We start from the raw sequence: 23,826 nt of genomic DNA, 5'->3' as shown, positions 1-23,826 counted from the left end.
AAAATGGCCGAGGGCGGGGGTCCCCCGGTGGGGCGGGCCCCTGTGCTCGAGTCAGCAGGGACGTAGGAACATCAGCGACGCGCCAGCCAGACGGTTCGCTCGGTGCGCACGCTCAGATCCTCCCGTCCGCGCAGCCCCGAGACCACCCCGTCCAGCCCCGGCACCCGCTCGCCCAGCCGTCCCAGCGACACCTCCGCGTAGCGCACGACCCCCGAGTCCAGCGGCGGCTCCAGAGCGATCTCAAATTTCCGCTCGACCACGTCGGTGAAGCCGGCCCGCCCGGCCAGTGCGCCCCAGTTCTCGTGCATGTGCATGCCGGCCTCGTGCCGGGCCTTGTCCGCTTCGGCGTGGGCCTGCGCCTCGACCTCCTCGTCCGGCGTGCCCACCAGGAAGCGCGGGAACGAGTCGAGTTCGGCGATCACCAGCAGCCCGCCGGGGCGGAGTGCGGCGTGGGCGGAGCGCAGCGCGAACCCCGGGTCGGCCATGTGGTGCATCGACGATGCGGCCCAGACCACGTCGACCGGGCCGAGGGCAGGCCACGGCCGGTCCAGGTCGGCCTCGACCGTGGCGATGTGGTCGCCCAGCCCGGCCGCCTCGGCGCGAGCTCGCAGGTGGGCCAGCATGTCGGGGGAGACGTCGACCGCGGTGACCCGGGCGCCGGGCAGGTCGCGGGCCAGGGCCAGGGAGCCGGTGCCGCTACCCGCGCCCAGGTCGACGACGTGCGGGTTCGCGGGGGCTTCGCGGCCGACCCAGGCGATCAGGTCGCGGTGGTAGTCGCTGAGGACCTGGGCGTCCAGGTCGAGCATTTCGATCAGGTGGTCGTGTGCCATGCCTCGAAGCTAGAGGCTGTTTGCAGTGAAGGCACTAATCCTTGCCATAACCGCAAGAAGTCTAGAGAGCCTGACCGAGTTCGACCTTCGGCTTGGGAACCCGCATGCGGCGGAACGTCAGGCCCCGCATCACGCCGTAGATCTGCAGCGAGCCGATGCGCTGGGTGGTGTTGGGGAAGCGTTCGTTGACCAGGCGCTTCACCTTGCGCGAGATCAGGACGCTGTCGATGATCACGCCGAGGGCCAGCATCAGCCACAGCAGGTTGCTGGCGAGCTGGACGGCGGGGATCTGCACGGTGGAGCCGATCAGCACGATCAGCGCGCCACCGAAGAAGTAGGTGCCGACCGTGCGGCGGCTGTCGATGATGTCGCGGACCAGCGAGCGCTCGGGGCCCCGGTCACGCGCCAGCAGGTAACGCTCGTCGCCGGCCCGCATGCCCGCGGAAGCCTCGGCCCGCTCGGCCCGCTGGCGCTCACGCATCTGCTTGAGCTGCTCGCGGCGGTTGGCCGGGGCGGGCTCGGCGCCGACCCGGCGGCCGGTCGCGGTGCGCTTGGGCGTGACGACGCCGAGTTCCTTCTTGCTGGGGGTGTAGCCCTTGGGGCGCGGCTCGGCCGGCGTCACCTCCTCCTCGATGTCTCGAGTGGCGACGTCGGACTGCTTGCGGCGAAAAAGCGAGGGCACGCTCAGAGAGTAGCCAAGCGGCGCGGTGTGATTCACACCGCGCCGCTGATAGTGATGAAACTGAGGACCTAAAGACGCTCGACGTGGGCGCCGAGCGCCGACAGCTTGCCCTCGAAGTCCTCGTAGCCCCGGTTGATCAGGTCGACGCCGTAGACGCGCGAAGTGCCCTCGGCGGCCAGCGCCGCGATCAGGTGGGCGAAGCCGGCCCGCAGATCGGGGATGACCAGGTCAGCCGCGTGCAGCTTGGACGGGCCGGCGATGACCGCGGAGTGCTTGAAGTTGCGGCGGCCGAACCGGCACGGGGTGCCACCGAGGCAGTCCCGGTAGACCTGGATCGTCGCGCCCATCTGGTTGAGCGCGTCGGTGTAGCCCAGCCGCTGCTCATAGACGGTCTCGTGCATGATCGACAGTCCGCGGGCCTGGGTCAGCGCCACCACCAGGGGCTGTTGCCAGTCGGTCATGAAGCCGGGGTGCACGTCGGTCTCGAGCGCGACGGCCTGCAGCTCGTGGCCGGGGTGCCAGAACTTGATGCCGCCCTCGGCGCCGGTCACGCCGGGGCGGGCGACCCGGTCGTCGGTGATCTGGAACTCGCCGCCGATGGACCGGAAGACGTTGAGGAACGTCATCATGTCCTGCTGGCGGGCGCCGAGCACCTCGATCTCGCCCTTGGTCGCGAGCGCGGCGGCCGCCCAGCTGGCGGCCTCGATCCGGTCGGGGATCGGCTTGTGCTGGTAACCGTGCAGCCGCGGCACGCCCTGGATCTCGATGACCCGGTCGGTGTGCACCGTGATGATCGCGCCCATCTTCTGCAGGACGCAGATCAGGTCGATGATCTCGGGCTCGATGGCCGCGTTGCGCAGCTCGGTCACACCCTCGGCCCGTACGGCGGTCAGCAGCACCTGCTCGGTGGCGCCCACGCTCGGGTAGGGCAGCTCGAGCTTGGCGCCCTTGAGGCCGTGGGGCGCGCTCAGGTGCATGCCCTCGGGCGTCTTGTCGACGACCGCGCCGAACTCGCGCAGCGCCTGGATGTGGAAGTCGATCGGGCGCGGGCCGATGTGGCAGCCGCCGAGGTCCGGGATGAACGCGTGCCCGAGGCGGTGCAGCAGCGGGCCGCAGAACAGGATCGGGATGCGGCTCGAGCCGGCGTGCACGTTGATCTCGTCGGTGCTGGCGCTCTCCACGTTCGTGGGGTCCATCACCAGCTCGCCGTCGTCGACGCCGTCGGACACCTTGACGCCGTGCAGTTCGAGCAGGCCGCGGACGACCTCGACGTCGCGGATGCGCGGGACGTCGAACAGGACGCTCGGGGTCTCGCCCAGCAGGGCCGCCACCATCGCCTTGGATACGAGGTTCTTGGCGCCACGGACCCGGATCTGACCCTGCAGCGGTGTACCACCGTGCACGACCAAGACGTCGTCGGTCAACGTAACCTCCAGCCGGCGGGCGTCAAGGGGCGCCCGAGAATGATCGAGGGGGCAGGACCGGGCGGGGGTACCCGTTTCTGCAACCGGGGAAGCATAGCGCTGAGTGACAGACGCGCCAGTCGTCAAACGCCCGACCCGGCACGAAACCCTGATGATTAAGACAACAGAAAGGTGCGGTCGCGCTCAGCGGATCTTATTGATCACGGTGCGTTACGGCAGTGCGAGCATCTGGTCCAGCGCGACACGCGCGTTGGCGGCGGTTTCCTCGTCCACGGTGATGACGTTCGGCACGCGGCCGGCCACCAGCTCCTCCAGCGCCCACACCAGGTGGGGGAGGTCGATCCGGTTCATGGTCGAGCAGTAGCAGACCGTTCGGTCGAGGAACATGATCTGCTTGTCCGGGTGGGCCAGGGCCATCCGCCGCACAAGGTTGAGCTCGGTGCCGACCGCCCAGGCCGAGCCGGGCGGAGCCGCCTCGAGGGCCTTGATGATGTATTCGGTCGAGCCCACCTGGTCGGCCGCGCGCACGACGTCGTGGCGGCACTCGGGGTGCACCAGCACGTTGACCCCGGGCACCCGCTCGCGCACCTCGCGCACGCTGTCGAGCGTGAAGCGGCCGTGCACCGAGCAGTGCCCCCGCCACAGGATCATGCGGGCGTTGCGCAGCTCATCGTCCGTGAGGCCGCCACCGGGCTTGTGCGGGTCGTAGAGCACGCAGTCGTCGAGGCCGAAACCCATTTCCAGTACGGCCGTGTTGCGCCCGAGGTGCTGGTCGGGCAGGAAGAACACCTTGCTGCCCTGCTCGAAAGACCAGGTCAGGGCGCGCTTGGCGTTGGACGACGTGCAGACCACGCCCTTGTTGCGGCCCACGAAGCCCTTGATGTCGGCCGACGAGTTCATGTAGGTCACCGGGACGATCTCACCGGTGATGCCGAGGTCCTCGAAGCGCTCCCACGCCGCCTCGACCTGGCCCAGCACGGCCATGTCGGCCATCGAGCAGCCGGCCGCCAGGTCGGGCAGGATGACCTGCTGGTTCTTCCCGGTCAGGATGTCGGCGCTCTCGGCCATGAAGTGCACGCCGCAGAACACGATGAACTCGGCGCCGGGCCGGGCCGCGGCCTGCTGGGCCAGCTTGAACGAGTCGCCGGTGACGTCGGCGAACTGGATGACCTCGTCGCGCTGGTAGTGGTGGCCGAGCACGAAGACGCGGTCACCCAGCGCGGCCTTGGCGGCGGTGGCGCGGGCGACCAGGCCGGGGTCGCTGGGCGCGGGCAGGTCGCCCGGGCATTCCACGCCGCGCTCCGAGGCGGGGTCGGTGCCCCGGCCCAGCAGGAGCAGGGCGGTGGCGGTGTTCGAGGGTTCGGTCCAGGTCGACGTCACATTCGCCATCGTCGCACAGCGCGGGACAGGTATCGGCTCCGTGAACAGTGGCCTGCCACACTCGTACGCGTGCGCGTACTGATCTGTCCGGACAAGTTCGCCGGCACCCTGTCCGCCCCCGACGTCGCCGACGCGGTCGCCGATGGCTGGGCCAAGCCCGACGACCTGATCAAACGGCCCCTCTCCGACGGTGGCCCCGGGTTCGTCGAGGTGCTCGCGAGCGCGCTGCCCGGCCGCCGCGTCCCGGTGCCGACGGTCGACCCGCTCGGGCGCCCGGTCGACGGCGAGATCCTGCTCTCCGGCCCCACTGCCTACATCGAGAGCGCGCACGCCTGCGGTCTGCACCTGCTGACGGCCGAGGAGCGAGACCCCAACACCGCTTCCTCGTACGGGCTGGGTCTGCTCCTGACGGCGGCGGTGGAGGCGGGCGCGACCGAGGTCGTGATCGGCCTCGGCGGCTCCGCGGTCAACGACGCCGGGGCGGGCATGCTGGCCGCGCTGGGCGCCCCGCCGGTCGACATCGCCGGCTACGCCCTCCCGTACGGCGGGGCCTATCTCAACGCCGCCGCCGCGCTGGGCGGCGTGCCCCGGCTGCGGCAGGTCAGCCTGGTCGCCGCCACCGACGTCGACAACCCGCTGACGGGCCTGCAGGGCGCGAGCAACGTGTTCGGGCCGCAGAAGGGCGCGAGCCGCGAGGACGTCTATCGCCTCGACGCCGCCCTCGAGCAGTTCGCCGGTGTCCTGGAGAAGGCTTTCGGGGTGGACGATCTGCAGCGGGTGCCCGGTGGCGGCGCGGCGGGCGGGATCGGTGCGGCCCTGATCGCCCTCGGCGGGCGCGTGGTGTCGGGGATCGGCCTGGTCAGCACGGCCATCGGGCTCGAGAAGGAGCTCGACGCGGCCGACCTGGTGATCACCGGGGAGGGATCTTTCGACCACCAGTCGCTGCGCGGCAAGGTGGTGGCCGGCATCGCCGGCGCCGCCCGCGATCGCGGACTGCCCTGCGTCGTGCTGGCCGGGCGCAACGAGACGGGCTATCGGGAGGCCGCCGCGGCCGGTGTGACCGAGACGTATTCCCTCACCGACCACTTCGGCAGCACCGAACTGGCGCTCGCCGAGCCCGCCCAAGGGCTGCGTGAGCTGGCCGAACGCTTGAGCCACCAGTGGAGCCGCTGAGCCGGGGGTGAACTGGGCCACCCGGATTGGGAATCTTCGGGAATGGGGCTAGCGTTGGCCAGTACGGCAGATCTGTCCGCACTTGCAGGGAGATAACGCAGTGACCACTGAATCGCACACCGAGTCGGCCGAGGCGACCGCCCCGACCACTGTCCTCCTGACCGATGTCGCCGCGGTGAAGGTCAAGGCCCTGATCGAGCAGGAAGGCCGTGACGACCTGCGCCTGCGCATCGCGGTCCAGCCCGGTGGCTGCTCCGGCCTGCGTTACCAGCTGTTCTTCGACGAGCGTTCGCTCGACGGTGACGTGGTCAACGACTTCGGTGGCGTCGAGGTCGTCGTCGACCGCATGAGCGCGCCCTACCTGGCCGGTGCCACGATCGACTTCGCCGACCGGATCGACGCCCAGGGCTTCACGATCGACAACCCGAACGCGCAGAACTCCTGCGCCTGTGGCGACTCGTTCCACTGATCCACGCCACACCGCGAGACTTCTCAGCAGGCCGTCCCGTTAACGGGGCGGCCTGCTGCGCGTAACCAGCCGGTAGGCTGCGTACGTAAGCCCCCCGTTCCCGAAAAACCCGAGGGCCCTCATGAAGATCGCCGTGACCGGTTCGATCGCCACCGACCACCTGATGCATTTCCCGGGGCGGTTCGCCGACCAGCTCATCGCCGACCAGCTGCACAAGGTCTCGCTCTCGTTCCTCGTCGACGACCTGGTGGTCCGGCGCGGCGGCGTGGCCAGCAACATCTCGTTCGGCATGGGCAAGCTCGGTCTGCGGCCGATCCTGGTCGGAGCGGTCGGCGCCGACTTCGCCGACTACCGGTCCTGGCTCGAGCGCCACGGCGTCGACTGCGACTCGGTGCACGTCAGCGAGGTCGCGCACACGGCCCGTTTCGTCTGCACCACCGACGACGACCTCAACCAGATCGCCTCGTTCTACGCGGGCGCCATGGCCGAGGCCCGCAACATCGAGCTGTCGCCGGTCGACCAGCGCGCAGGCGGGCTCGACCTCGTGCTGATCAGCGCGAACGACCCGGCCGCCATGATCCGCCACTCGCAGGAGTGCCGGGCCCGGGGCTTCAAGTTCGCCGCCGACCCGTCGCAGCAGCTGGCCCGCATGGACGGCAGCGACGTGCTCACCCTGATCACCGGCGCGGACTACCTGCTCACCAACGAGTACGAGCGCTCGCTGCTCGAGACCAAGGCCGGCCTCAGCTCCGACCAGGTCCTCGAGCAGGTCAAGATCCGGGTCACCACGCTCGGCAAGGACGGCGTCGAGATCACCGGCCGCGACATCGAGCGCATCCACGTGCCGGTCGCGCGCGACGTGCTGGCCGAGGACCCGACCGGTGTCGGCGACGGCTTCCGGGCCGGCTTCTTCAGCGCCGTCTCGTGGGGGCTCGGCCTGGAGCGGGCGGCCCAGGTCGGCTCGCTGGTGGCCGCGCTCGTGCTGGAGTCGGTCGGCCCCCAGGAGTACGACGTCCGCGCCGAGGACTTCGCCAAGCGTTTCGCCGACTCCTACGGCGACGACGCGGCGGCCGAGATCCGGGCCTACCTTCCGGCCTGACCAGGCGCATGGTCTGATCGGAGACATGGTTCTAGCGGTCTTCGCCGGTCTGCCCGGTGTCGGGAAGAGCTCACTCGCCGCGCGGGTGGCCACCGAGCTGCCCGCGTGCGTGCTCGCGGTCGACACCGTCGACTCCGCGCTCCAGCGCTACGAGGTCGTCGAGCCGAGACCCGGTTTCGCCGCGTACGGGGCGGTGGCCGCGCTGGCCGAGGTGCAGCTGCGCATCGGCCACCACGTGATCATCGACGCGGTCAGTCCGGTCAGGGCGGCCCGTCAGCTCTGGATCGACGTGGCCGAGCGGGCCGGCGCGCCGCTGCGGGTGGTCGAGGTGGTCGTGGGCGACGACGCCGAGCACCGCCGCCGGGTCGAGAAGCGGTTCGAGGCGCGCGACCACGACGGCGTGCCCGACTGGGTGCGGGTGCTGGAACGCCAGGCCGAGTACGAGCCGTATCTGGGCCCGCGCCTGGTCGTCGACACGCACCTGGCCGCCGAACCGGTCGAGGCGATCGTCAGCTACATCAGCCGCTAGTCCGCGCAAAGGGGCGGCTGCCGGCCGGGGTGGTGGAACGGGCTGCGTCAGCTGAGCCGGCGCACGTCGAAAGTGTGCGGCGCCGGCGAGCCCACGAACTCTTGTTTCTTCATGCGGCACCAGGCCGGGATGTCGTTGGCCGCGGCCGGGTCGTCGGCCAGCACCCGGACGACGTCGCCGATCTCGGCCCGCCCGATGTTCTGGGCCAGCCGGATCACCGGCAGCGGGCACTTCTGGCCCCGGCAGTCCAGCTCGATCACATCCCCGCCTCCCGCCGGATGCCTTCGACCAGGCCCGGCAGCACGGCCAGGAACCGCTCCACATCGGCCTCGGTCGTGCCGCGGTGCAGCGAGACCCGGACGTTGCCGTGGCTGAGCACCCCCATCGCCTCCAGCACGTGGCTGGGCCGCAGCGTCGACGCCGTGCACGACGAGCCGGACGAGACGGCGAAACCGGCCCGGTCCAGCGCGTGCAGCAGGGCCTCGCCGTCGACGTACAGGCACGAGAACGTGACCAGGTGGGGCAGCCGCTCGTCGGGGTCGCCGACCACCTCCACGTCCGGCACCAGCTCGGGCACGCGCGCGCGGATGCGGCCGACGAGCGCGCTCAGCCGTACGGACTCGGTCGCGGCCTCGGCCCGGACGGCGCGCAGACCGGCCGCGGCGGCGACCACGGCGGGCAGGTCGGCGCTGCCGGGCAGGCCGGGGCGATAAAGATCATCCTGCGGGTACGGGGAGATCCAGCGCACACCCTTGCGGACCACCAGCACGCCGACGCCGGGCGGGCCGCCCCACTTGTGCGCGCTCGCGCTCAGCAGCGACCAGCCCGGCGGCACGTCGGCCCGGCCCACCGACTGGGCGGCGTCGACGAACAGCGGAACCCCCGCCTCGTCGCAGTACGCCGCGGCCGCCGCGACCGGCTGCACCGTGCCCACCTCGTGACTCGCGCTGATCAGGGCGGCCAGCGCGACCCCGGGCGCGGACACGGCCCGCTCCCAGGCGTCGAGGTCGAGCCGGCCCAGCCGGTCCACGCCCACCTCGACCGCCTTGCCGCGGGCGGCCGCGTGCAGCACCGCGGAGTGCTCGATCGCCGAATGCACCAGCGTGTCGCCCTGCCGGGCCCGCCCGGCCAGTGCCCCGAGGACGGCGGCCTGCGCGGCGGCCGTGCCCGAGGGCCAGAACGAGACCTCGTCGGGACGTACGCCCAGCACCTCGGCGAACGCGGCCCGGGCGGCGTCGGAGAGCTGCTGGGCCCGCCGGCCCGCGGAATAGAGGCGCGCGGGGTCGGCCCAGCCGTCGGCCAGCGCGGCCAGCAGGGCCTCGCGGGCCACCGGATGCAGCGGACTTGCGGTGGCCGCGTCGAGGTACGCGACCGGACCAGCGGGATCGCCCGTGTTTTCCACCCCAGGAACGGTATCGTCCGATTGTCGAGGGGTATACGCGCACGGTCGAAGATCGGACCCCCGCAAAGGTGTGTCAGGGCCTGGTCGAGTAGTGTGCGACCGTCGGTAACGCCTGGCCACTCGTGTCCGTTTCGGGCGGGAGGCGGCGCTGCTAAGGAGGCAAAAGCAGGTGAGCGCAAAGAGTTCGGCCGCGCGGTCGCGAGCTGCAGTCCGGATCGCCGGGCTCGGCCTCAGCGGCACGGCGCTGCTGATGCTGCTCTCGGGATGTTCCCTTGAGGGCGTCGGAAACGCCTTCGGCCACTTCGGATGGCCCGGCAAGGGCATCACCCTGCAGGCGCACAAGATGTACGACCTGTGGATCGCCTCGACGATCGCGGCGCTGGTCGTCGGCGTCTTCGTGTGGGGCCTGATCTTCTGGTGCATCATCCGGTACCGCAAGCGCGGCGACGAGCTGCCCGTGCAGACCCGGTTCAACATGCCGATGGAGGTCCTCTACACGGTCACCCCGGTGCTGATCGTGGCGATCCTCTTCTACTACACGGCGATCGTGCAGACCGACGTGGACAAGCTCTCGAAGAACCCCGACCAGGTCGTCGAGGTCGTCGCGTTCAAGTGGAACTGGCAGTTCAACTACCGCGACGGCATGGGCGCCGAGGCCAACACGGTCGCCTCGACGGTCGGCTCCTCCGACGTCATCCCGATCCTGGTCCTCCCGACCAACGAGAAGATCCGGTTCGAGGAGACCAGCAAGGACGTCATCCACTCGTTCTGGGTCCCCGAGATCCTGTTCAAGCGGGACGTCTTCCCGGGCAACGTGCGCAACACCTTCGAGATCACTCTCGACAAGGAGGGCCGCTACGTCGGCCGCTGCGCCGAGCTCTGCGGGACTTATCACGCCTTCATGAACTTCGAGCTCGTGGTGGTCTCTCCCGAGCGGTTCGACCAGTTCCTGGCGGCCAAGCGGGACGGGTCCTCCACGCAGGAGGCGATGGCCGCGATCGGGTTCACCGGCGACCAGGCGTACGCCACCACGACCGAGCCGTTCGACTCGCGGCGCCAGAAGAACGGCTGGAACCAGAACGGCGCGGTTGCCGCCGGCACCGGTGCGGCCGCGACGGCCGGGAAGTAGGGGAACGTGCGTACCGAATACAAGATCTTCGTCGGCGTCGCCGTCTTCCTCTTCGGAGCGGCCATCGTCTACGGCTTCTACACCCGTGGCACCGGCACCCACGTCGAGTGGGTCGGCACTGTCGCGCTGATCCTGTCCGGACTGCTCTGCTCGATGTGCGGCGGCTTCTTCTGGTTCGTCGCCCGGCGCATCGACCTGCGGCCGGAAGACCGTGAGGACGGCGAGATCGCCGAGGGCGCGGGCGAGATCGGCTTCTTCAGCCCGGGCAGCTACTGGCCGTTCGGCATTGCCCTGTCGGCCACGATCGCGGGCCTCGGCCTGGTGTTCTGGATGTGGTGGCTGGTCGCCTTCGGCCTGATTCTGGTCATCGTCTCGTCCAGCGCCATGATCTTCGAGTACTACACGGGCACGCGGCACCCCGCCGAGCACTGAGCCGAAGATTTGACGAAGCCCGGCACCCTCATGGGGCGCCGGGCTTCGTCGTGTTCGTTGTCAGGCGGCTCGGCGTTGCTGGGGGAGGACCGGGGTGCGCCCCGGCCACAGGTGGGCTACGACGGGGGTGACGACCTCGGCGGCGCCGCAGCGACGGCAGACCAGCTCCTCGACCTCGCCGTCCGGGGTCGCCGGCACCTCGAACATCATGTCGCTGTCGCAGATGACACAGCGGGGTTCTTGATACGACACGGGTGGCCTCCTCTTCGCCGGAAGGTGATTACCCGAAACTGATTCCGACGCTGCCACGTAAATCAGGCATATGGGAGCATTCGCGGCGGCGTGTCCGCTGTGAAATTGCTCCGAGGGCCTACTCGGCGGCTTTGGCCTTCTGCGCCGCATCCACCCAGCGGGCCAGCTGAGCCGTCGCGGCGCCGGAGTCGATCGTTGCCTGGGCCCGGGCTATTCCGGCCCGCAGCGTGTCTCTCAGGTCGCCGGGGAAGCCTTCGTGCGCGGCCAGGGCGGCCGCCACGTTGAGCACCACCGCGTCGCGCACCGGGCCGGGCTCGCCGGCGAACGTCCGATGGGCCACGTCGGCGTTGAACGGCGTGTCGCCGCCCCGCAGGGCGCCCGGCTCACTGCGCGGCAGGCCCAGCTCGACGGCGTCGATCACGTGCTCGGTGACCTGACCGTCCTTGGCCTGCCAGAGACGGGTGGGAGCGGAGGTGGTGAACTCGTCCAGCCCGTCCTCGCCCCGCATCACCAGCGCCGAGTCGCCGCGCCGGGCGAAGACGGCCGCCATCACCGGGGCCATCCGCAGATCGAAACAGCCGACCGCGGCCGCCGTGGGGCGGGCCGGGTTGGTCAGCGGGCCCAGCATGTTGAAGAACGTGGGCACGCCCAGCTCGCGCCGCGTGACGGCGGCGTGCCGCATGCCGGGGTGGAACCGGGCCGCGAAACAGAAGCCCACGCCGGCGCCGGTCACCGTGCTCACCACGCCCTCGGGACCGAGGTCGAGCGGGATGCCGAAATGCTCCAGCAGATCGGCCGTGCCGGTGCTGGACGAGGCGGACCGGCTGCCGTGCTTGACCACCGTCACACCGGCGGCGGCTGTGATGATCGCCGCCATCGTGGAGATGTTCACGGTGTTGGCCCGGTCGCCGCCGGTGCCGACCACGTCGACCGCGTCGGTGCGCACGGACTCGGGCAGCTCGACCAGCGTGGCGTTGGCCAGCATGGCCTCGACCAGGCCGGCCAGTTCGCCCGGGGTCTCGCCCTTGGCCCGCAGCGCGATGGCGAACCCGGCGATCTGGGCCGGGGTGGCGTTGCCGGCCATGATCTCGCCCATGGCCCAGGCCGTGTCGGGGGTTCCGAGCTCCTCGCCCCGCAGCAGGGCACTCGTCAGGTTCGGCCAGGTGCGTGCGCCCACAGCGGGGGCCCTTTCGTTCGTCGGGGAATTAACCCAGCGTGCCGAGCGTGCCCAGGGGGATCGCACCGTTGCGGCGGGCGCGGAGCATGGCGGCGACGGTCTGCCCGGTGGTGACCGGGTCGAGCGGCGCGACCAGGGTCTGGTCGACCTGCGCGTAGGCCGCGAGCCAGCGGTCGGCGGCCCGGGCGATGACGACGCAGACGGGCGGGGGCGTGGCGTACTCGTCCTTGGTCTGACGGGCGATGCCCAAGCCGCCCGCGGGCGACGCCTCGCCGTCGAGGACCATCAGGTCGATCTCGTACTTGTCCAGCAGATCCCGGCAGTCTTCCCAGGTGGCGGCGTCGGCGAACTCGACCTTGAGGTCGGCCGCGGGGCGCACCCCGATCGCCATCCGGATGCGGTCGCGCACGGCGGCGTCGTCGCTGTACAGCAGGACCGTGTACTGAGTCGGTTCGTCGCTCATAATGTGCCCCGGTTCACGTCGTAGGTGCCCGCCGATCGTAACGGACCGGTTTACGCGGTGTCGGACCCCGGTCCGGCGGTGTCGGCGGGGGCCCCGTTTGTGATCCTGGCTTCATCTTTGCGGGCCTGCTCGGCGGCCTCCTCGGCTTCCTGCCGGTCGAGCGCGCGGTCGATCCGGCGGGCCTCGCGCTCGGACTGGCGCACCCACTGGAGCACCAGGATGCCGAGCATGGTGACGCTGACGATCTCGCCGCCGGCCCACAGGATGCCGCCCGCCGTGACCTGGTCGGCCTTGGGGTCGAGCCAGCTCAGGCCCAGGCTCGGGTAGTAGTCACCGGCCAGGAGCGTCGCGCTCTGCATGATCGTCAGCCCGAGCACGGTGTGGAACGGCACCGACAGCACCATCAGCAGCGCGCGGCCCGGATAGGGCCAGCGGCCGGGCAGCGGGTCCAGGCCCAGCAGCGGCCAGAAGAACAGGCAGCCGGTGACGATGAAGTGGACGTGGACGAACTCGTGCAGCCACGGGTGCAGCAGCGTCTGCCGGTAGAGGTCGGTGAAGTACAGGACGAACGGGTTGGCCACGAAGATGCCGAACGCGACCAGCGGGAACGTCAGGACGCGGGCGACCCGGCTGTGCACGACCGCGAGCAGCTTCTTGCGGGGCGCGGCGGGCAGCGTGCGCAGGGCCAGCGTGACCGGTGCGCCGAGGGCCAGGAAGATCGGTCCCACCATCGAGAGCACCATGTGTTGCACCATGTGCACCGAGATCAGCGTGGTGTCGTACGCCTCGATGCCGGTCACGGCGACCGCCGCGATCGAGCCGAGTCCACCGGCGACGAACGCCACAGTGCGGCCCACCGGCCAGTGATCGCCCCGCTGGCGCAGCCGGTAGACGCCGTAGCCGTACAGCGTCGCCGCGATCAGCAGGAACAACGCGATCAGGCTGCCCAGGTGGAGCTCCGTGAAGATCACGCCCGGCGTGAACGGCGGAAGAACATTATCGCTGCCCGGAGCGGCGTGTGTGGTCGTTTCGGCTAGGTGCACCACTCGAGGCTAGGCCTATCCGGTCGGTGCCCTTCTTCCCGGGCTGCAACTCGTGCGGCGAATTCGACCCCCCGCAGCACGTTGGACTGATCGCGGAGCAATAATGAGCCCGTGACAGCGGCCTCAGCCATCGACAAGAGCAGGATCCACTCGCTGACGCGACCGAACATGGTCAGCGTCGGAACGATCGTGTGGCTATCCAGCGAGCTCATGTTCTTCGCGGCCTTGTTCGCGATGTACTTCTCGATCCGCGCGGCGGACTACAGCATGTGGGAAGAGCACACCAAGCATCTGGACCTGCCGTACGCGACGACGTTCACGGTGATCCTGGTGCTCTCCTCGGTCACGTGCCAGCTGGGCGTCTTCGCGGCGGAGAAGGGTGATGTGTTCGCGCTGCGGCGCTGGTTCACCATCACCTTCGTGATGGGCCTGATCTTCGTGCTCGGGCAGGCGAACGAGTACCGCACTCTCGTCAGCGAGGGCGTCAAGCTCAACGGCGACGGGTACGGCTCGATGTTCTACCTGACCACCGGCTTCCACGGTCTGCACGTAACGGGCGGCCTGATCGCCTTCATCGTCTACATGATCCGCACGACGATGGGTAGGTTCACCCCGGCGCAGGCCACCTCGGCGATCGTCGTGTCGTACTACTGGCACTTCGTGGACATCGTGTGGATCGCGCTGTTCGCCATGATCTATTGGCTGCAGTAGAGCCACACGCCCGTCCATGAGCTCCTCGTCAAAACGCAGAGGGATACAACCCATGACTTCAGACACCCCCGCCGGCCGGCGCCTCAGGGTGTTCTCCCGGCGGCGTGGCGCGCCCAGCAAGGCGCGGCGGCGCCTCGGAGCGGCCGTGCGCATGGTCGCCGCGCTCGCGCTCGCCGGCGGCGTATACACCGCGTTCGCGCCGGGCGCGTTCGCCGACGAACCGCGGCAGCTGTCGGCCACCGCGCAAGAGGGCAAGCAGCTGTACGACAACAGCTGCATCTCCTGCCACGGGCGGGACGGCCAGGGTGTCGAGGACCGCGGCCCGAGCCTGATCGGCGTCGGCTCGGCGTCGGTCGAGTTCCAGGTGGGCACCGGCCGCATGCCGATGACCCGGCAGGAGGCTCAGGCCGAGGAGAAGAAGCCCCAGTTCGACAAGAACCAGACCAAGCAGATCGGCCAGTACGTCCAGGAACTGGGTGGAGGCCCCCAGCTGCCCGCGGGCGACCTGACCGAGGACCTGAAGGAGAACCCGGAGGCGATCGCCCGCGGCGGCGAGCTGTTCCGGGTCAACTGCACCTCCTGCCACAGCTTCACCGGCGCCGGCGGAGCGCTCAGCTCGGGCAAGTTCGCCCCGGCCCTGCACGACGCCACTCCCGAGACGATCTACGCGGCGATGCTCTCCGGCCCGCAGAACATGCCGGTCTTCGGTGACAACCAGCTCACGCCGGAGGAGAAGCGCGAGATCATCACCTACATCAAGGTGCAGCTCCAGGACGAGCGCGACCCGGGCGGTATCTTTAACCTCGGCGGTTACGGCCCGTCGACCGAGGGCGTCGCGATCTTCCTCGTCGGCATCACGATTCTGGTCTTCACGTCGCTGTGGATTGCGGGGAAGTCATGACCACGCTGCACCACGACTCGCCCGGTGAGGCCAAGCCGGTCGACATCGACGACCCGCGGCTGTCGCGTTTCGACATCGTCAAAGAGGGCCTGCGCCGCGACGAGATCGAGATCATCACCTACGAGTCGCAGTTCCAGGGCACGAACTCGAAGGCCGAGAAGCGCGTCGTGCGCAACATCGCCTTCCTGTTCATCATCGCCGGCCTGGCCGCCCTGGCCTTCCTCGGCTTCTACATCTGGTGGCCGTGGCGTTTCGAGCTCGGCGAGACGATGAGCGACTTCTACACCCCGCTGCTGGGCATCACGCTGGGCATCTCGCTGTTCGCGGTCGGCTTCGCCATCCTGGCCTGGGCCAAGAAGCTGCTGCCGCACGAGGTGTCGATCCAGGCCCGCCACGACGGGGCGTCCCCGACGGACGAGCAGAAGATCACCGGCCAGACGATGATGTTCGTCGCCGACGAGCTCGGCAACGGCGTCCAGCGCCGTCCGCTGCTCAAGGGCGCGATCGGCTTCGGCCTGGCGCCGATCGGCCTGGTCGCCGCGGCCCCGCTGGTCGGCGGCCTGATCGAGAACCCGCACAAAGACGACCAGCCGATGATGTACCACACCGGGTTCGACCCGGTGCCCAACGGCGGGCCGGTCCGGCTGACACGGGAGGACGGCTCGCCGATCCGCCCCGAGGACGTCAGCACCGGTGGTCAGATGACGGTCTTCCCGGGCATTCCGCACGGTGCGACCAATGAGTACGCCGACTCGCCGACCCTGCTCATCCACCTGCGCGCCGACGACGCGCAGACGACCCGCGAGGCGGCCGAGGCCGACCGCCGCAACAAGGGCTCGATGTGGGGCGACTACGTGGCGTACTCGAAGATCTGCACGCACGCCGGCTGCCCGGCGAGCCTGTATGAGCAGCAGACCAACCGCCTGCTGTGCCCCTGCCACCAGTCGCAGTTCCTCATCACCCGGAACGCCCAGCCGATCTTCGGCCCCGCCACCCGGCGTCTGCCGATGCTGCCGCTGGGGGTGGACGAGGAGGGCTTCTTCGTGGCAACGTCCGACTTCAAGGACACTGTCGGACCTGACTTCTGGGAGCGGCCGTGAAGCGCCGGAAAGTAGACCTCCAGCAGGCGCCGGTCAATGCAGCCAAGGGCGTCGACGAGCGGTTCCAGGCGGCGACGCCGCTGCGCGCGCTGCTCAACAAGGTTTTCCCTGATCACTGGTCGTTCCTGCTGGGTGAGATCGCGCTCTTCTCGTTCATCATCCTGCTGCTCACCGGTGTCTTCCTGACCCTCTTCTTCGACCCGTCGATGAAAGAGGTGCCGTATGAGGGCAGCTACTCGGCCCTCCGCGGCACCATGATGTCGGCGGCGTACGAGTCGTCACTGAACCTCTCGTTCGAGGTGCGTGGCGGTCTGTTCATGCGCCAAATGCACCACTGGGCGGCGCTGCTGTTCATGGCTTCGATCGTCGTGCACATGGCGCGCGTTTTCTTCACCGGCGCCTACCGCAAGCCGCGCGAGGCCAACTGGGCCATCGGCATGATCCTGTTCCTCCTGGGCTTCCTGGCCGGCTTCACCGGCTACTCGCTCCCGGACGACGGTCTTTCCGGCACCGGCCTGCGCATCGCCTCGGCGATCATGCTGTCGATCCCGGTCGTCGGTACCTGGCTCTCGGCCTCGATCTTCGGCGGCGAGTTCCCGGGTCACCTGATCATCGGCCGTTTCTACATCGCGCACGTGCTGCTCATCCCGGGTGGCCTGCTCGCGCTGATCAGCGTCCACCTGGGCCTGGTCTTCAAGCAGAAGCACACGCAGTGGCCCGGCCCGATGCGCACCAACACCAACGTGGTCGGCGAGCGCATGTTCCCGCGGTACGCGCTCAAGCAGGGCGGCTTCTTCATGGCCGTCTTCGGCACGGTCGCGCTGATGGCGGGTCTGTTCCAGATCAACCCGATCTGGCTGTTCGGTCCGTACCGGGCGTCCGAGGTCTCCTCGGCGTCGCAGCCCGACTGGTACGTCATGTTCATGGACGGCCTGGTCCGGCTCATGCCGAACTGGCAGATCTACATCGGCGACTACAGCATCCCGCCGCTGTTCTGGCCGGCGGTGGTCGGCCTGGGCGCCCTGACCACGGGTCCGATCTTCTGGCCGTGGCTCGAGGCACGCAAGTCCGGCGACAAGCGGATCCACAACCTGCTGGAGCGCCCGCGCGACAACCCGGAGCGCGTCGGTGTCGGCGCGATGGCGTTCACGTTCTTCATCGTGGCCACGCTGTCCGGCGCCAACGACGTCATCGCCGACAAGTTCCACATCAGCCTCAACGCGATGACCTGGGCCGGCCGTATCGGATTGCTCGTCCTGCCCCCGCTGGCGTATTTCATCTCGGTGCGCATCTGCCTGGGCCTGCAGCAGCACGACCGTGAGGTGCTGGCCCACGGCGTCGAGACCGGCATCATCAGGCGCCTGCCGAACGGCCAGTTCGTCGAGGTGCACCAGCCGCTCGGCCCGGTCGACGACCACGGGCACCCCATCCCGCTGGAGTACGGCGGCTGGGTCGTCCCGAAGAAGATGAACCGGGTCGGCGCCCTGGCGCCCGCCGTGAAGGGTTTCTTCTTCCCGGTCGAGAAGCCGTCCGAGGCTCCGGTCTCGCCCGGCATGCCACCGGTCAGCGGTGACACCCGCGAGGAGATCACCTCCGGCCGTAAGTAACGCACGAGCACACGAGCAAGGGGTCCGCTTCGGCGGGCCCCTTGCTCGTTGTCCGGGCTACTTGCGGCCGTCCCGGTGCGCGGGCCACAGCGGCGGATAGCATGGTCGCGACCATCCGTCCCGCCAGCTGAGGAGTTCGCCGGTGAACACCGCGATCGTGCACATCGACTGCGCAACCGACTCCATCCCCGAGGTCGCGGAGGCGCTGGCCGCCCTGGACGGGGTGAGCGAGGTCTACTCGGTCGCGGGCCACGTCGACTTGATCGCGATCGTGCGGGTCGCCAAGTTCGAGGACATCGCCGAGGTCATCGCGGGCAAGATCTCGAAGACGCCGGGCGTGCTCAACACCGAGTCGCACATCGCGTTCCGCGCCTACTCCAAGCACGACCTGGAGGACGCGTTCGCGATCGGCCTGCCCGACGCCGACTGACCAGCCTCACTCCTCGATCGGGAACGAGTGGTGTTCGTGGGTCACGAGCCAGCGGCCGTTCTCCTTCCGGAAGCCCAGGGACAGGCGTAGCCGGCGGCCGGGGTGGGCGTCGAGCTCGCCGACCGGGCCGCAGCGCAGCAGCCCGTGGGCGTAGGCCACGTCGGCTCCGGCCGTCACGTCCAGCCGTACGATGTCGAACGCGGCGCCCGCCCTGATGAACTCGAAGAACGGCGGCCAGACCCGGCGGTAGGCGTCGATGCCGCGAACACCGTCCTGCGGCGGCGGCACGTCGAACATCACGATGTCGTCGGCGTGGTGCGCGACTACGGCGTCGAGGTCGCCGGCCCGGATGGCGGCCGCCCAGCGCTCCACCAAGCCGGCGATGGTCTTCTCGTCCTGTCGCATGTGTTCAACCATGACAGTAGGACCCGGCGCGCGCCGGAGACTCATCGCTGGCGGTGCCGGGGCCCTGGTCCCGCCCGCGCCGGCGGCTGGAGCACGGCTCGGCCACGCTGCTCGGATCTGGGCCTCGCTCAGACCAGCACGGTGACCCCGCCCGGAGCACGGATGCAGTCGGTGAGGGATTCGCCCGCAGCCACTTCGGCGCCGGGCCAGACGACGCAGCGTGTGATCGAACCACCGACCCGGGCTCCTGGGCCCACCACCGACTCCGTGACGGTGCCGGAGACGCTGGCGGAGGGGTCGATGAGGACGCTGCCGTTCGCGGCGTGCAGATTGGCTCTCAGGTAGTCGGCCGGGGTGCCGGTGTCGATGTAGACGCCCTCGTAGTTGATCAGCTCGAGAGCACCCTCGGCTTCGGCCGGGCGCCAGACCGTACGGACGAGGTTGCTGTGCCCGGTGCCGAGGTCGCGGACGTAGCGCCAGGGCAGCAGCGAGAAACCGGTGAAGCGGCGGCCGCTGAAGCCGCCTGTCTCGCCGGGCCGGTTGGGTTTGGTCAGCATCCGGACCGTCTCGCCCGACCAGCCGTCGAGCAGGGCCGCGACGTCCTTGCCGGGGTCGCGGGCAGGATCGGCCAGATAGGCGTCGGCGTTGCCGACCAGGGCGCCGCGGCCGTCGATCCAGCCCTTGAGCCGGCCCACGCCGCCCGACGTGCCGACCGGGTCGCCCGGCTCGACCGAGAGGTGGGCCCGGTCGCCGACATGCCGCACGACCTGATCGCCGAGGTAGCACGCGTTGACCGCCACCCCCGCCGGGCCGGTCAGGCCCAGCGCGGCCAGCCGGGCCAGCGCGCGGTCGAGCAGGGCCACGTTGCCGACCGGGCAGAGCGCCTTGGGCAGCGTCTCGGTCAGGGGGCGCAGCCGCTGACCCTCGCCGGCGGCCAGGACGACGCCGCAGACCGCGGTCACGGGCGGCCGATGTCGTAGCGGGCCAGCAGCTGGGCGGTGTTGCGGGTGAGCCGGGGCAGGTCGTCGACCGGGAACCAGTTCGCCTCGAGGATCTCGCCGCCGTCGACGCGCAACTGGGTGGTGGACGCCGGGACCGACGCGAACCAGACGGTGTCGACCACGCCGACCGGGTGGATGATCGCGTTCGGGTTGCCGGGAGTGAGGTCGTCGGGGTCGACCCGGACGCCGGTCTCCTCGAACAGCTCGCGGGCGGCGCCGACGGCCGCGGGCTCGTGCCGTTTGAGCAGGCCGGCCGGGAGACTCCAGCCGTGCTTGGTCGGCTGCCGCAGCAGCAGCAGCCGCGACGGCTCCGGCGTCTCCGAGTCGCGGATCACCGCGACCGCGCCGACCAGGTATTTCGGGGCGACCAGGCTGGCCACGGTGCGGCGCACGGAACTCGGCATGCGATAGAACGTCTGATAGGCGTACGCCCGCACGCGCCGAGGAATATTCACAACGGCAAGGCTAGCCGGGCCCCGCCGCGGGCTAGTCAGGGTGGTCGACGAGGGCGATCAGCTGCTCGACCACGGTGTCCGGCTCGAGGGTGCGCTCACAGACCGCGACCAGCATCGTCTCGAGGTCGGGATAGCCCAGCTCCTCGGCCAGGCGGCGCAGCGGCACCTCGCTGGCCAGGCCGCGGTCGTGCTTGCGCAGCGTCAGCCCGATCGTGGCGCGGCCCAGGCGCACCTTGTCGGCGATGCTGATGCCCGGCTCGTTCTTCTCGTCGAAATACCGGTTGATCTGCAGCTGGGCCTGGCTCGATTTCACGAAGCCGAGCCACTCGCGGCGCGGGCCGCGAGGAGCGTTCGGCTCCACCTCCACATGGTGATCGTTCTCGGAGAAGATCTCGACCACGTCGCCGTCGCGCAGCTGCGAGCTGAGCGGGGCCAGCCGGCCGTTGATGGTGGCGGCGAGGCACTGGTCACCCGTCTGCGGGCCCAGCTCGTAGGCCAGGTCGACCGGGGTGGAGCCGCTGGGCAGCTCGAACGCGTGCCCGTGGGCGAAGACCGTGATCTGGGCCTCGGCCAGGTCGCACCGCAGCGACGCGAGGAACTGGGCGGCGTCGGTGGTGTCCTGCTGCCAGTCGAGCACGCGCTTGAGCCAGGTCAGCTGATCGGCGCCCGAGGCCTCGGCGGTCTCCGCGTATTTCGGGTAGCGATACGTCGTGGCGACGCCGTATTCGGAAAAGCGGTGCATCGCCTCGGTGCGGATCAGCACCTCGACCAGGCGCCCGTCGGGGCCGGTGACCGTCGTGTGCAGCGAGCGGTAGAGATTGTTCTTGGGGGAGGCGATGAAGTCCTTGAAGCGGCCGGCCACGGGGCGCCACTGGCCGTGGATCGCGCCCAGCGCGGCGTAACAGTCGGTCTCGGGGCCGTCGACCACGACCGCGATGCGGGGCAGGTCGAAGGGGACGGCGTGCCCGCCGGCCACCGTGTCCTTCCAGATCGAGTAGTAGTGCCGCGGGCGGGCCGTGACCTCGGCCGTCACCCGCTGGCGGCGCAGGGCCGAGCGCGCCTTGCCGGTGACGTCGTCGAGGTATTCCGACCAGCCGGGGCGGTTGCGCACGTGCTCGTCGATCCGCGCGTACGAATCGGGCTCGAGGTGGAAAAGCACCACGTCGTCGAGGTCGCGCTTGAGGGCCTGGATGCCGAGCCGGTCGCAGAGCGGGACGAGCACGTCCAGCGTGGCCGTGGCGATGCGGGCGCGCGACGACGCGGAGCGGGCGTCCAGCGTGCGCATGTTGTGCAGCCGGTCGGCCAGCTTGATCACCAGAACGCGGACGTCCTTGCCGGCGGCGACGATCATCTTGCGGATCGTCTCGGCCTCGGCCGCCTTGCCGTAGAACGCCTTGTCGAACTTGGTCACGCCGTCGACCAGATGGGTCACCTCGGGGCCGAAGTCGCCGTGCAGCGCCTCGAGCGTGTAACTCGTGTCCTCCACCGTGTCGTGCAGCAGGGCGGCGACCAGGGTCGTCGTGTCCATGCCGAGCTCGGCGCAGATCTGCGCCACGGCCAGCGGATGCGTGATGTACGGATCGCCGGACTTGCGCATCTGACCGCGATGCATGTTCTCCGCGATCGCGTAGCTGCGGCGCAGGACGCCGGCGTCGGCCGACGGGTGCACGGCCCGGTGGGTGCGGGTGAGGACGGTGACGGGATCGTCGTCGTCGCCATGGAAACTGAGGAAGGAGCGCAGCCGCTGGGTGATCGACAGGTCGCGCTGGGTTGTCGGCAGGGCACGTCCAAGGGCGGCGCCGTGGCCGGCGTCGACGTCCACTGGACACCCCCTAACCGCAGGGCCGTCGCCTTCCGCGCGGGGGACCGCGGGAGCCGAGGGCCAAATCGTCGTGAAGCCCCGCGAACCAGGCCGGAGATTCCACTTGCCTTACAGCCTAAGCGAGCGAGCGTCATCCGAACGGTCAGTTACGGATGAGCGAACGGACGAGTCTTTGCCCGAAGCGGCGGCTTCCGCCCTGTTGAGCAGGGCGGTGAAGCGCGCCGCGCCACGAACCGGTGACACCCAGTCGCCGGAAGTTTCCACCAGCCGGGTGTCGGGCCGTTCGAGCCAGGCCAGGATCCGCTCGGTCTCCTCGGCCGTGGCGGCCGGCACCGGACCCGGTCCGGGTAGGACCTTCTCTGCCGTCAGCCGGACCGCGTCGAGGGTCGGCCGGGGGTGCTCGCGGGGCGGTGAGGTGGCCGCGGCGGCCAGCCGGCCGTGCCGGACGACCGAGATCTCCCAGCCGCCGATCGTGTCCCGGCGGGCGGCGACGATCTCGCTCAGCTTGGTCAAAGCGGACAATCGCTGCATCCGTACGGTGGCTCGCAGCAGCGCGATCAGCCGGGAGCGCAGAACGGCGGCCTCCTCGTAGCGGCGCTTGTCGGAGAGCCCCTCGATCCGATCCATCAGGGCGTCGACCACCTGGGACGGGTCACCGTGGATGGCGTCGCGGAAGGGCAGCGCGGCGGTGGTCGCGTAATCCTCCGGGGTGATCTTGTGCTGGCACGGCGCGGGACAGCGGCCCAGCTCGGCCAGCGCGCAGGCGGGGGTCGGGGTGCGCACCGAGAGCTTGTGGCCGCATTGGCGCAGCGGCACGGCGTCGTAGACTCCGGCCGCGGCCAGCTCGGCCGTGCGGCGCGACGAGAACGGGCCCAGATAGGCCGCGTCGTCGTCGGCCAGCGTGCGGACCACCGACAGCCGCGGGTAGGCCTCGGTGGTGAGCTTGAGCCAGACCACCCGATCCGGATATTTCGACCGGCGGTTGTACGGCGGGGAGTGGGCCGCGATCAGCCGCAGCTCGCGGACCTCGGCCTCGAGCGAGTGGGCGCACTCGACGGCCTCGACCCGGGTGGCCGCCCCGAGCATCTCGCTGATCCGAGCCCGTTTCTCGCTGGCGGTGAAATAGCTGCGGACCCGGGTGGCGATGTCTTTGGACGTGCCGACGTAGAGCGCGCGGTCGTCGGCGGCACGGAACACGTAGACCCCGGGGGAGTGGGGCAGGCCGTCGGCCAGGTGGCGCTGCCGGCGCTGGGTGGGCGTGACCGCCTTGGCGAACTCGATCGCGTCGCCCAGAGTGTGCACGCGATAGCTGCCCAGCCGCTCGATCAGGCCGTGCAGCACGTCGACCGTGGCCCGGGCGTCGTCGAGCGCGCGGTGGGTGGGCTGGACGGTCGCGTGGAAGAACTGGGCCAGCGTGCCCAGCTTGCGGTTGGGCACCTCGTCGCGGGTCAGCGCGCGGCGGGCCACGGCGGCCGTGTCGAGCACCCGCGGGTTGGGCCAGGGGTAGCCGTGACGGGCGCAGGCGGCCTTGAGGAAGCCCACGTCGTAGGGCGCGTTGTGCGCCACCAGCACCGCGCCGCGCAGGAACTCGAGCAGGCTGGGCAGCACCGACTCGATCGGCGGGGCCGGGGCCAGCATCGCCTCGGTGATGCCGGTCAGCACGGTGATGAACGGTGGCAGACGTTCGCCGGGATTGACCAAGGTCGCGAAAACGCCCAGCTCGGCCCCGCCGCGCACCTTGACCGCGCCGATCTCGGTGATGCCGGCGCCGTCGGCCGCGCCGCCGGTCGTCTCGAGGTCGAGCACCACGAAAGTGGTGTCGGCCAGGGAGAGCGCGGCCGGTTCGACCGAGCCGTCGGCGCTGAGAAGGGTGTCCAGAGTGCCCTGGACATATGCCGGTTGTGCCACGG

Annotated in this window: 26 protein-coding genes; 11 read left to right on the top strand and 15 right to left on the bottom strand. The window is 70.0% G+C overall.

The window, feature by feature from the left end:
* Positions 1 to 71: 71 nt before the first annotated feature.
* The 4 genes from BKA14_RS22740 to nadA all read right to left on the bottom strand — a co-directional run bounded on the left by BKA14_RS22740 (position 72) and on the right by nadA (position 4,325).
* On the bottom strand, positions 72 to 830 hold the full coding sequence (locus tag BKA14_RS22740; protein WP_184952908.1) for a class I SAM-dependent methyltransferase: 759 nt from the start codon (positions 828 to 830) through the stop codon (positions 72 to 74).
* A 61-nt stretch (positions 831 to 891) separates the two neighbouring features.
* Positions 892 to 1,512: a DUF3043 domain-containing protein gene (locus tag BKA14_RS22735; protein WP_184952907.1), complete on the bottom strand. Its 621-nt coding sequence runs from the start codon at positions 1,510 to 1,512 to the stop codon at positions 892 to 894.
* Positions 1,513 to 1,580: 68 nt separating this feature from the next.
* Positions 1,581 to 2,936 carry a UDP-N-acetylglucosamine 1-carboxyvinyltransferase gene (gene murA / locus BKA14_RS22730; RefSeq protein WP_184952906.1) on the bottom strand — a complete coding sequence of 452 codons (1,356 nt, stop codon included), beginning with the start codon at positions 2,934 to 2,936 and terminating at the stop codon, positions 1,581 to 1,583.
* Between the two features lie 210 nt (positions 2,937 to 3,146).
* Positions 3,147 to 4,325, bottom strand: a complete 1,179-nt coding sequence (gene nadA / locus BKA14_RS22725) for a quinolinate synthase NadA (RefSeq protein ID WP_221477296.1) — start codon at positions 4,323 to 4,325, stop codon at positions 3,147 to 3,149.
* A gap of 60 nt (positions 4,326 to 4,385) precedes the next feature.
* Between nadA and BKA14_RS22720 the strand changes: the two genes are divergently transcribed.
* From BKA14_RS22720 to BKA14_RS22705, 4 genes are all read left to right on the top strand, one after another.
* On the top strand, positions 4,386 to 5,489 hold the full coding sequence (locus tag BKA14_RS22720) for a glycerate kinase family protein (protein WP_184952904.1): 1,104 nt from the start codon (positions 4,386 to 4,388) through the stop codon (positions 5,487 to 5,489).
* A 100-nt stretch (positions 5,490 to 5,589) separates the two neighbouring features.
* Complete coding sequence (gene erpA, locus BKA14_RS22715) at positions 5,590 to 5,958, top strand: iron-sulfur cluster insertion protein ErpA (RefSeq protein ID WP_184952903.1); 369 nt, start codon at positions 5,590 to 5,592, stop codon at positions 5,956 to 5,958.
* Positions 5,959 to 6,079: 121 nt separating this feature from the next.
* The gene (locus tag BKA14_RS22710; protein ID WP_184952902.1) at positions 6,080 to 7,057 is read left to right on the top strand and encodes a carbohydrate kinase family protein; all 978 of its coding nucleotides are present in this window, start codon (positions 6,080 to 6,082) and stop codon (positions 7,055 to 7,057) included.
* Between the two features lie 25 nt (positions 7,058 to 7,082).
* Complete coding sequence (locus BKA14_RS22705) at positions 7,083 to 7,586, top strand: P-loop nucleotide/nucleoside kinase family protein (protein ID WP_184952901.1); 504 nt, start codon at positions 7,083 to 7,085, stop codon at positions 7,584 to 7,586.
* Between the two features lie 47 nt (positions 7,587 to 7,633).
* Here BKA14_RS22705 and BKA14_RS22700 read toward each other — a convergent pair whose 3' ends face one another.
* Both BKA14_RS22700 and BKA14_RS22695 read right to left on the bottom strand, forming a co-directional pair.
* Positions 7,634 to 7,846, bottom strand: a complete 213-nt coding sequence (locus BKA14_RS22700; RefSeq protein WP_184952900.1) for a sulfurtransferase TusA family protein — start codon at positions 7,844 to 7,846, stop codon at positions 7,634 to 7,636.
* Entirely contained in the window at positions 7,843 to 8,988 is a 1,146-nt protein-coding gene (locus BKA14_RS22695) for a cysteine desulfurase family protein (protein WP_184952899.1), read from the bottom strand. Before BKA14_RS22695 ends, BKA14_RS22700 begins: the two co-directional genes overlap by 4 nt.
* A 250-nt stretch (positions 8,989 to 9,238) precedes the next feature.
* Between BKA14_RS22695 and ctaC the strand changes: the two genes are divergently transcribed.
* Complete coding sequence (ctaC, locus tag BKA14_RS22690; RefSeq protein ID WP_184956899.1) at positions 9,239 to 10,117, top strand: aa3-type cytochrome oxidase subunit II; 879 nt, start codon at positions 9,239 to 9,241, stop codon at positions 10,115 to 10,117.
* 6 nt (positions 10,118 to 10,123) lie between these two features.
* Positions 10,124 to 10,549, top strand: a complete 426-nt coding sequence (locus tag BKA14_RS22685) for a cytochrome c oxidase subunit 4 (RefSeq protein ID WP_184952898.1) — start codon at positions 10,124 to 10,126, stop codon at positions 10,547 to 10,549.
* 60 nt (positions 10,550 to 10,609) lie between these two features.
* On the opposite strand, the gene BKA14_RS22680 is transcribed toward BKA14_RS22685, so the two are convergent.
* The 4 genes from BKA14_RS22680 to BKA14_RS22665 form a co-directional block, all read right to left on the bottom strand.
* The gene (locus BKA14_RS22680) at positions 10,610 to 10,801 is read right to left on the bottom strand and encodes a hypothetical protein (protein WP_184952897.1); all 192 of its coding nucleotides are present in this window, start codon (positions 10,799 to 10,801) and stop codon (positions 10,610 to 10,612) included.
* Between the two features lie 118 nt (positions 10,802 to 10,919).
* A complete protein-coding gene (trpD, locus tag BKA14_RS22675) occupies positions 10,920 to 11,978 on the bottom strand; it encodes an anthranilate phosphoribosyltransferase (protein ID WP_184952896.1) in 1,059 nt (352 codons plus the stop codon).
* 28 nt (positions 11,979 to 12,006) lie between these two features.
* The gene (locus BKA14_RS22670; RefSeq protein WP_184952895.1) at positions 12,007 to 12,441 is read right to left on the bottom strand and encodes a hypothetical protein; all 435 of its coding nucleotides are present in this window, start codon (positions 12,439 to 12,441) and stop codon (positions 12,007 to 12,009) included.
* A gap of 50 nt (positions 12,442 to 12,491) precedes the next feature.
* Entirely contained in the window at positions 12,492 to 13,487 is a 996-nt protein-coding gene (locus BKA14_RS22665) for a cytochrome c oxidase assembly protein (RefSeq protein ID WP_184952894.1), read from the bottom strand.
* Between the two features lie 108 nt (positions 13,488 to 13,595).
* Between BKA14_RS22665 and ctaE the strand changes: the two genes are divergently transcribed.
* The 5 genes from ctaE to BKA14_RS22640 all read left to right on the top strand — a co-directional run bounded on the left by ctaE (position 13,596) and on the right by BKA14_RS22640 (position 18,233).
* Positions 13,596 to 14,195 carry an aa3-type cytochrome oxidase subunit III gene (ctaE, locus tag BKA14_RS22660; protein ID WP_184952893.1) on the top strand — a complete coding sequence of 200 codons (600 nt, stop codon included), beginning with the start codon at positions 13,596 to 13,598 and terminating at the stop codon, positions 14,193 to 14,195.
* Between the two features lie 52 nt (positions 14,196 to 14,247).
* Positions 14,248 to 15,096 (top strand): cytochrome bc1 complex diheme cytochrome c subunit, encoded by an 849-nt coding sequence (qcrC, locus tag BKA14_RS22655; protein ID WP_184952892.1) that lies wholly within the window; start codon positions 14,248 to 14,250, stop codon positions 15,094 to 15,096.
* Positions 15,093 to 16,196, top strand: a complete 1,104-nt coding sequence (gene qcrA, locus BKA14_RS22650; protein ID WP_184952891.1) for a cytochrome bc1 complex Rieske iron-sulfur subunit — start codon at positions 15,093 to 15,095, stop codon at positions 16,194 to 16,196. The genes qcrC and qcrA overlap by 4 nt, the downstream gene beginning before the upstream one ends.
* Positions 16,193 to 17,803, top strand: a complete 1,611-nt coding sequence (gene qcrB / locus BKA14_RS22645; protein WP_184952890.1) for a cytochrome bc1 complex cytochrome b subunit — start codon at positions 16,193 to 16,195, stop codon at positions 17,801 to 17,803. Before qcrA ends, qcrB begins: the two co-directional genes overlap by 4 nt.
* A gap of 142 nt (positions 17,804 to 17,945) precedes the next feature.
* Complete coding sequence (locus BKA14_RS22640) at positions 17,946 to 18,233, top strand: Lrp/AsnC family transcriptional regulator (protein WP_184952889.1); 288 nt, start codon at positions 17,946 to 17,948, stop codon at positions 18,231 to 18,233.
* 6 nt (positions 18,234 to 18,239) lie between these two features.
* On the opposite strand, the gene BKA14_RS22635 is transcribed toward BKA14_RS22640, so the two are convergent.
* The 5 genes from BKA14_RS22635 to BKA14_RS22615 form a co-directional block, all read right to left on the bottom strand.
* A complete protein-coding gene (locus BKA14_RS22635) occupies positions 18,240 to 18,638 on the bottom strand; it encodes a YybH family protein (protein WP_184952888.1) in 399 nt (132 codons plus the stop codon).
* Between the two features lie 128 nt (positions 18,639 to 18,766).
* Positions 18,767 to 19,600, bottom strand: a complete 834-nt coding sequence (locus BKA14_RS22630) for a nucleotidyltransferase family protein (protein WP_184952887.1) — start codon at positions 19,598 to 19,600, stop codon at positions 18,767 to 18,769.
* The gene (locus tag BKA14_RS22625) at positions 19,597 to 20,043 is read right to left on the bottom strand and encodes an NUDIX hydrolase (protein WP_184956898.1); all 447 of its coding nucleotides are present in this window, start codon (positions 20,041 to 20,043) and stop codon (positions 19,597 to 19,599) included. The genes BKA14_RS22630 and BKA14_RS22625 overlap by 4 nt, the downstream gene beginning before the upstream one ends.
* 82 nt (positions 20,044 to 20,125) lie before the next feature.
* Entirely contained in the window at positions 20,126 to 21,916 is a 1,791-nt protein-coding gene (locus BKA14_RS22620) for a RelA/SpoT family protein (RefSeq protein WP_184952886.1), read from the bottom strand.
* 108 nt (positions 21,917 to 22,024) lie between these two features.
* Positions 22,025 to 23,824, bottom strand: coding sequence for a DEDD exonuclease domain-containing protein (locus BKA14_RS22615; RefSeq protein ID WP_184952885.1), 1,800 nt, complete (start codon positions 23,822 to 23,824; stop codon positions 22,025 to 22,027).
* Positions 23,825 to 23,826 lie beyond the last annotated feature (2 nt).

This window comes from Paractinoplanes abujensis (assembly GCF_014204895.1).
GTDB lineage: Bacteria > Actinomycetota > Actinomycetes > Mycobacteriales > Micromonosporaceae > Actinoplanes > Actinoplanes abujensis.
Note: the sequence above shows the minus strand (reverse complement) of the source record. Positions and strands in the feature narration are given on the sequence as shown.

Bases quoted from the DNA above. Each gene is read 5' to 3' on its own strand.
- BKA14_RS22740 (WP_184952908.1), bottom strand. From the start codon at position 830: ATGGCACACGACCACCTGATCGAAATGCTCGACCTGGACGCCCAGGTC.
- nadA (WP_221477296.1), bottom strand. From the start codon at position 4,325: ATGGCGAATGTGACGTCGACCTGGACCGAACCCTCGAACACCGCCACC.
- BKA14_RS22710 (WP_184952902.1), top strand. From the start codon at position 6,080: ATGAAGATCGCCGTGACCGGTTCGATCGCCACCGACCACCTGATGCAT.
- BKA14_RS22705 (WP_184952901.1), top strand. From the start codon at position 7,083: ATGGTTCTAGCGGTCTTCGCCGGTCTGCCCGGTGTCGGGAAGAGCTCA.
- ctaC (WP_184956899.1), top strand. From the start codon at position 9,239: ATGCTGCTCTCGGGATGTTCCCTTGAGGGCGTCGGAAACGCCTTCGGC.
- BKA14_RS22670 (WP_184952895.1), bottom strand. From the start codon at position 12,441: ATGAGCGACGAACCGACTCAGTACACGGTCCTGCTGTACAGCGACGAC.
- qcrC (WP_184952892.1), top strand. From the start codon at position 14,248: ATGACTTCAGACACCCCCGCCGGCCGGCGCCTCAGGGTGTTCTCCCGG.
- qcrA (WP_184952891.1), top strand. From the start codon at position 15,093: ATGACCACGCTGCACCACGACTCGCCCGGTGAGGCCAAGCCGGTCGAC.
- BKA14_RS22635 (WP_184952888.1), bottom strand. From the start codon at position 18,638: ATGCGACAGGACGAGAAGACCATCGCCGGCTTGGTGGAGCGCTGGGCG.
- BKA14_RS22625 (WP_184956898.1), bottom strand. From the start codon at position 20,043: ATGCCGAGTTCCGTGCGCCGCACCGTGGCCAGCCTGGTCGCCCCGAAA.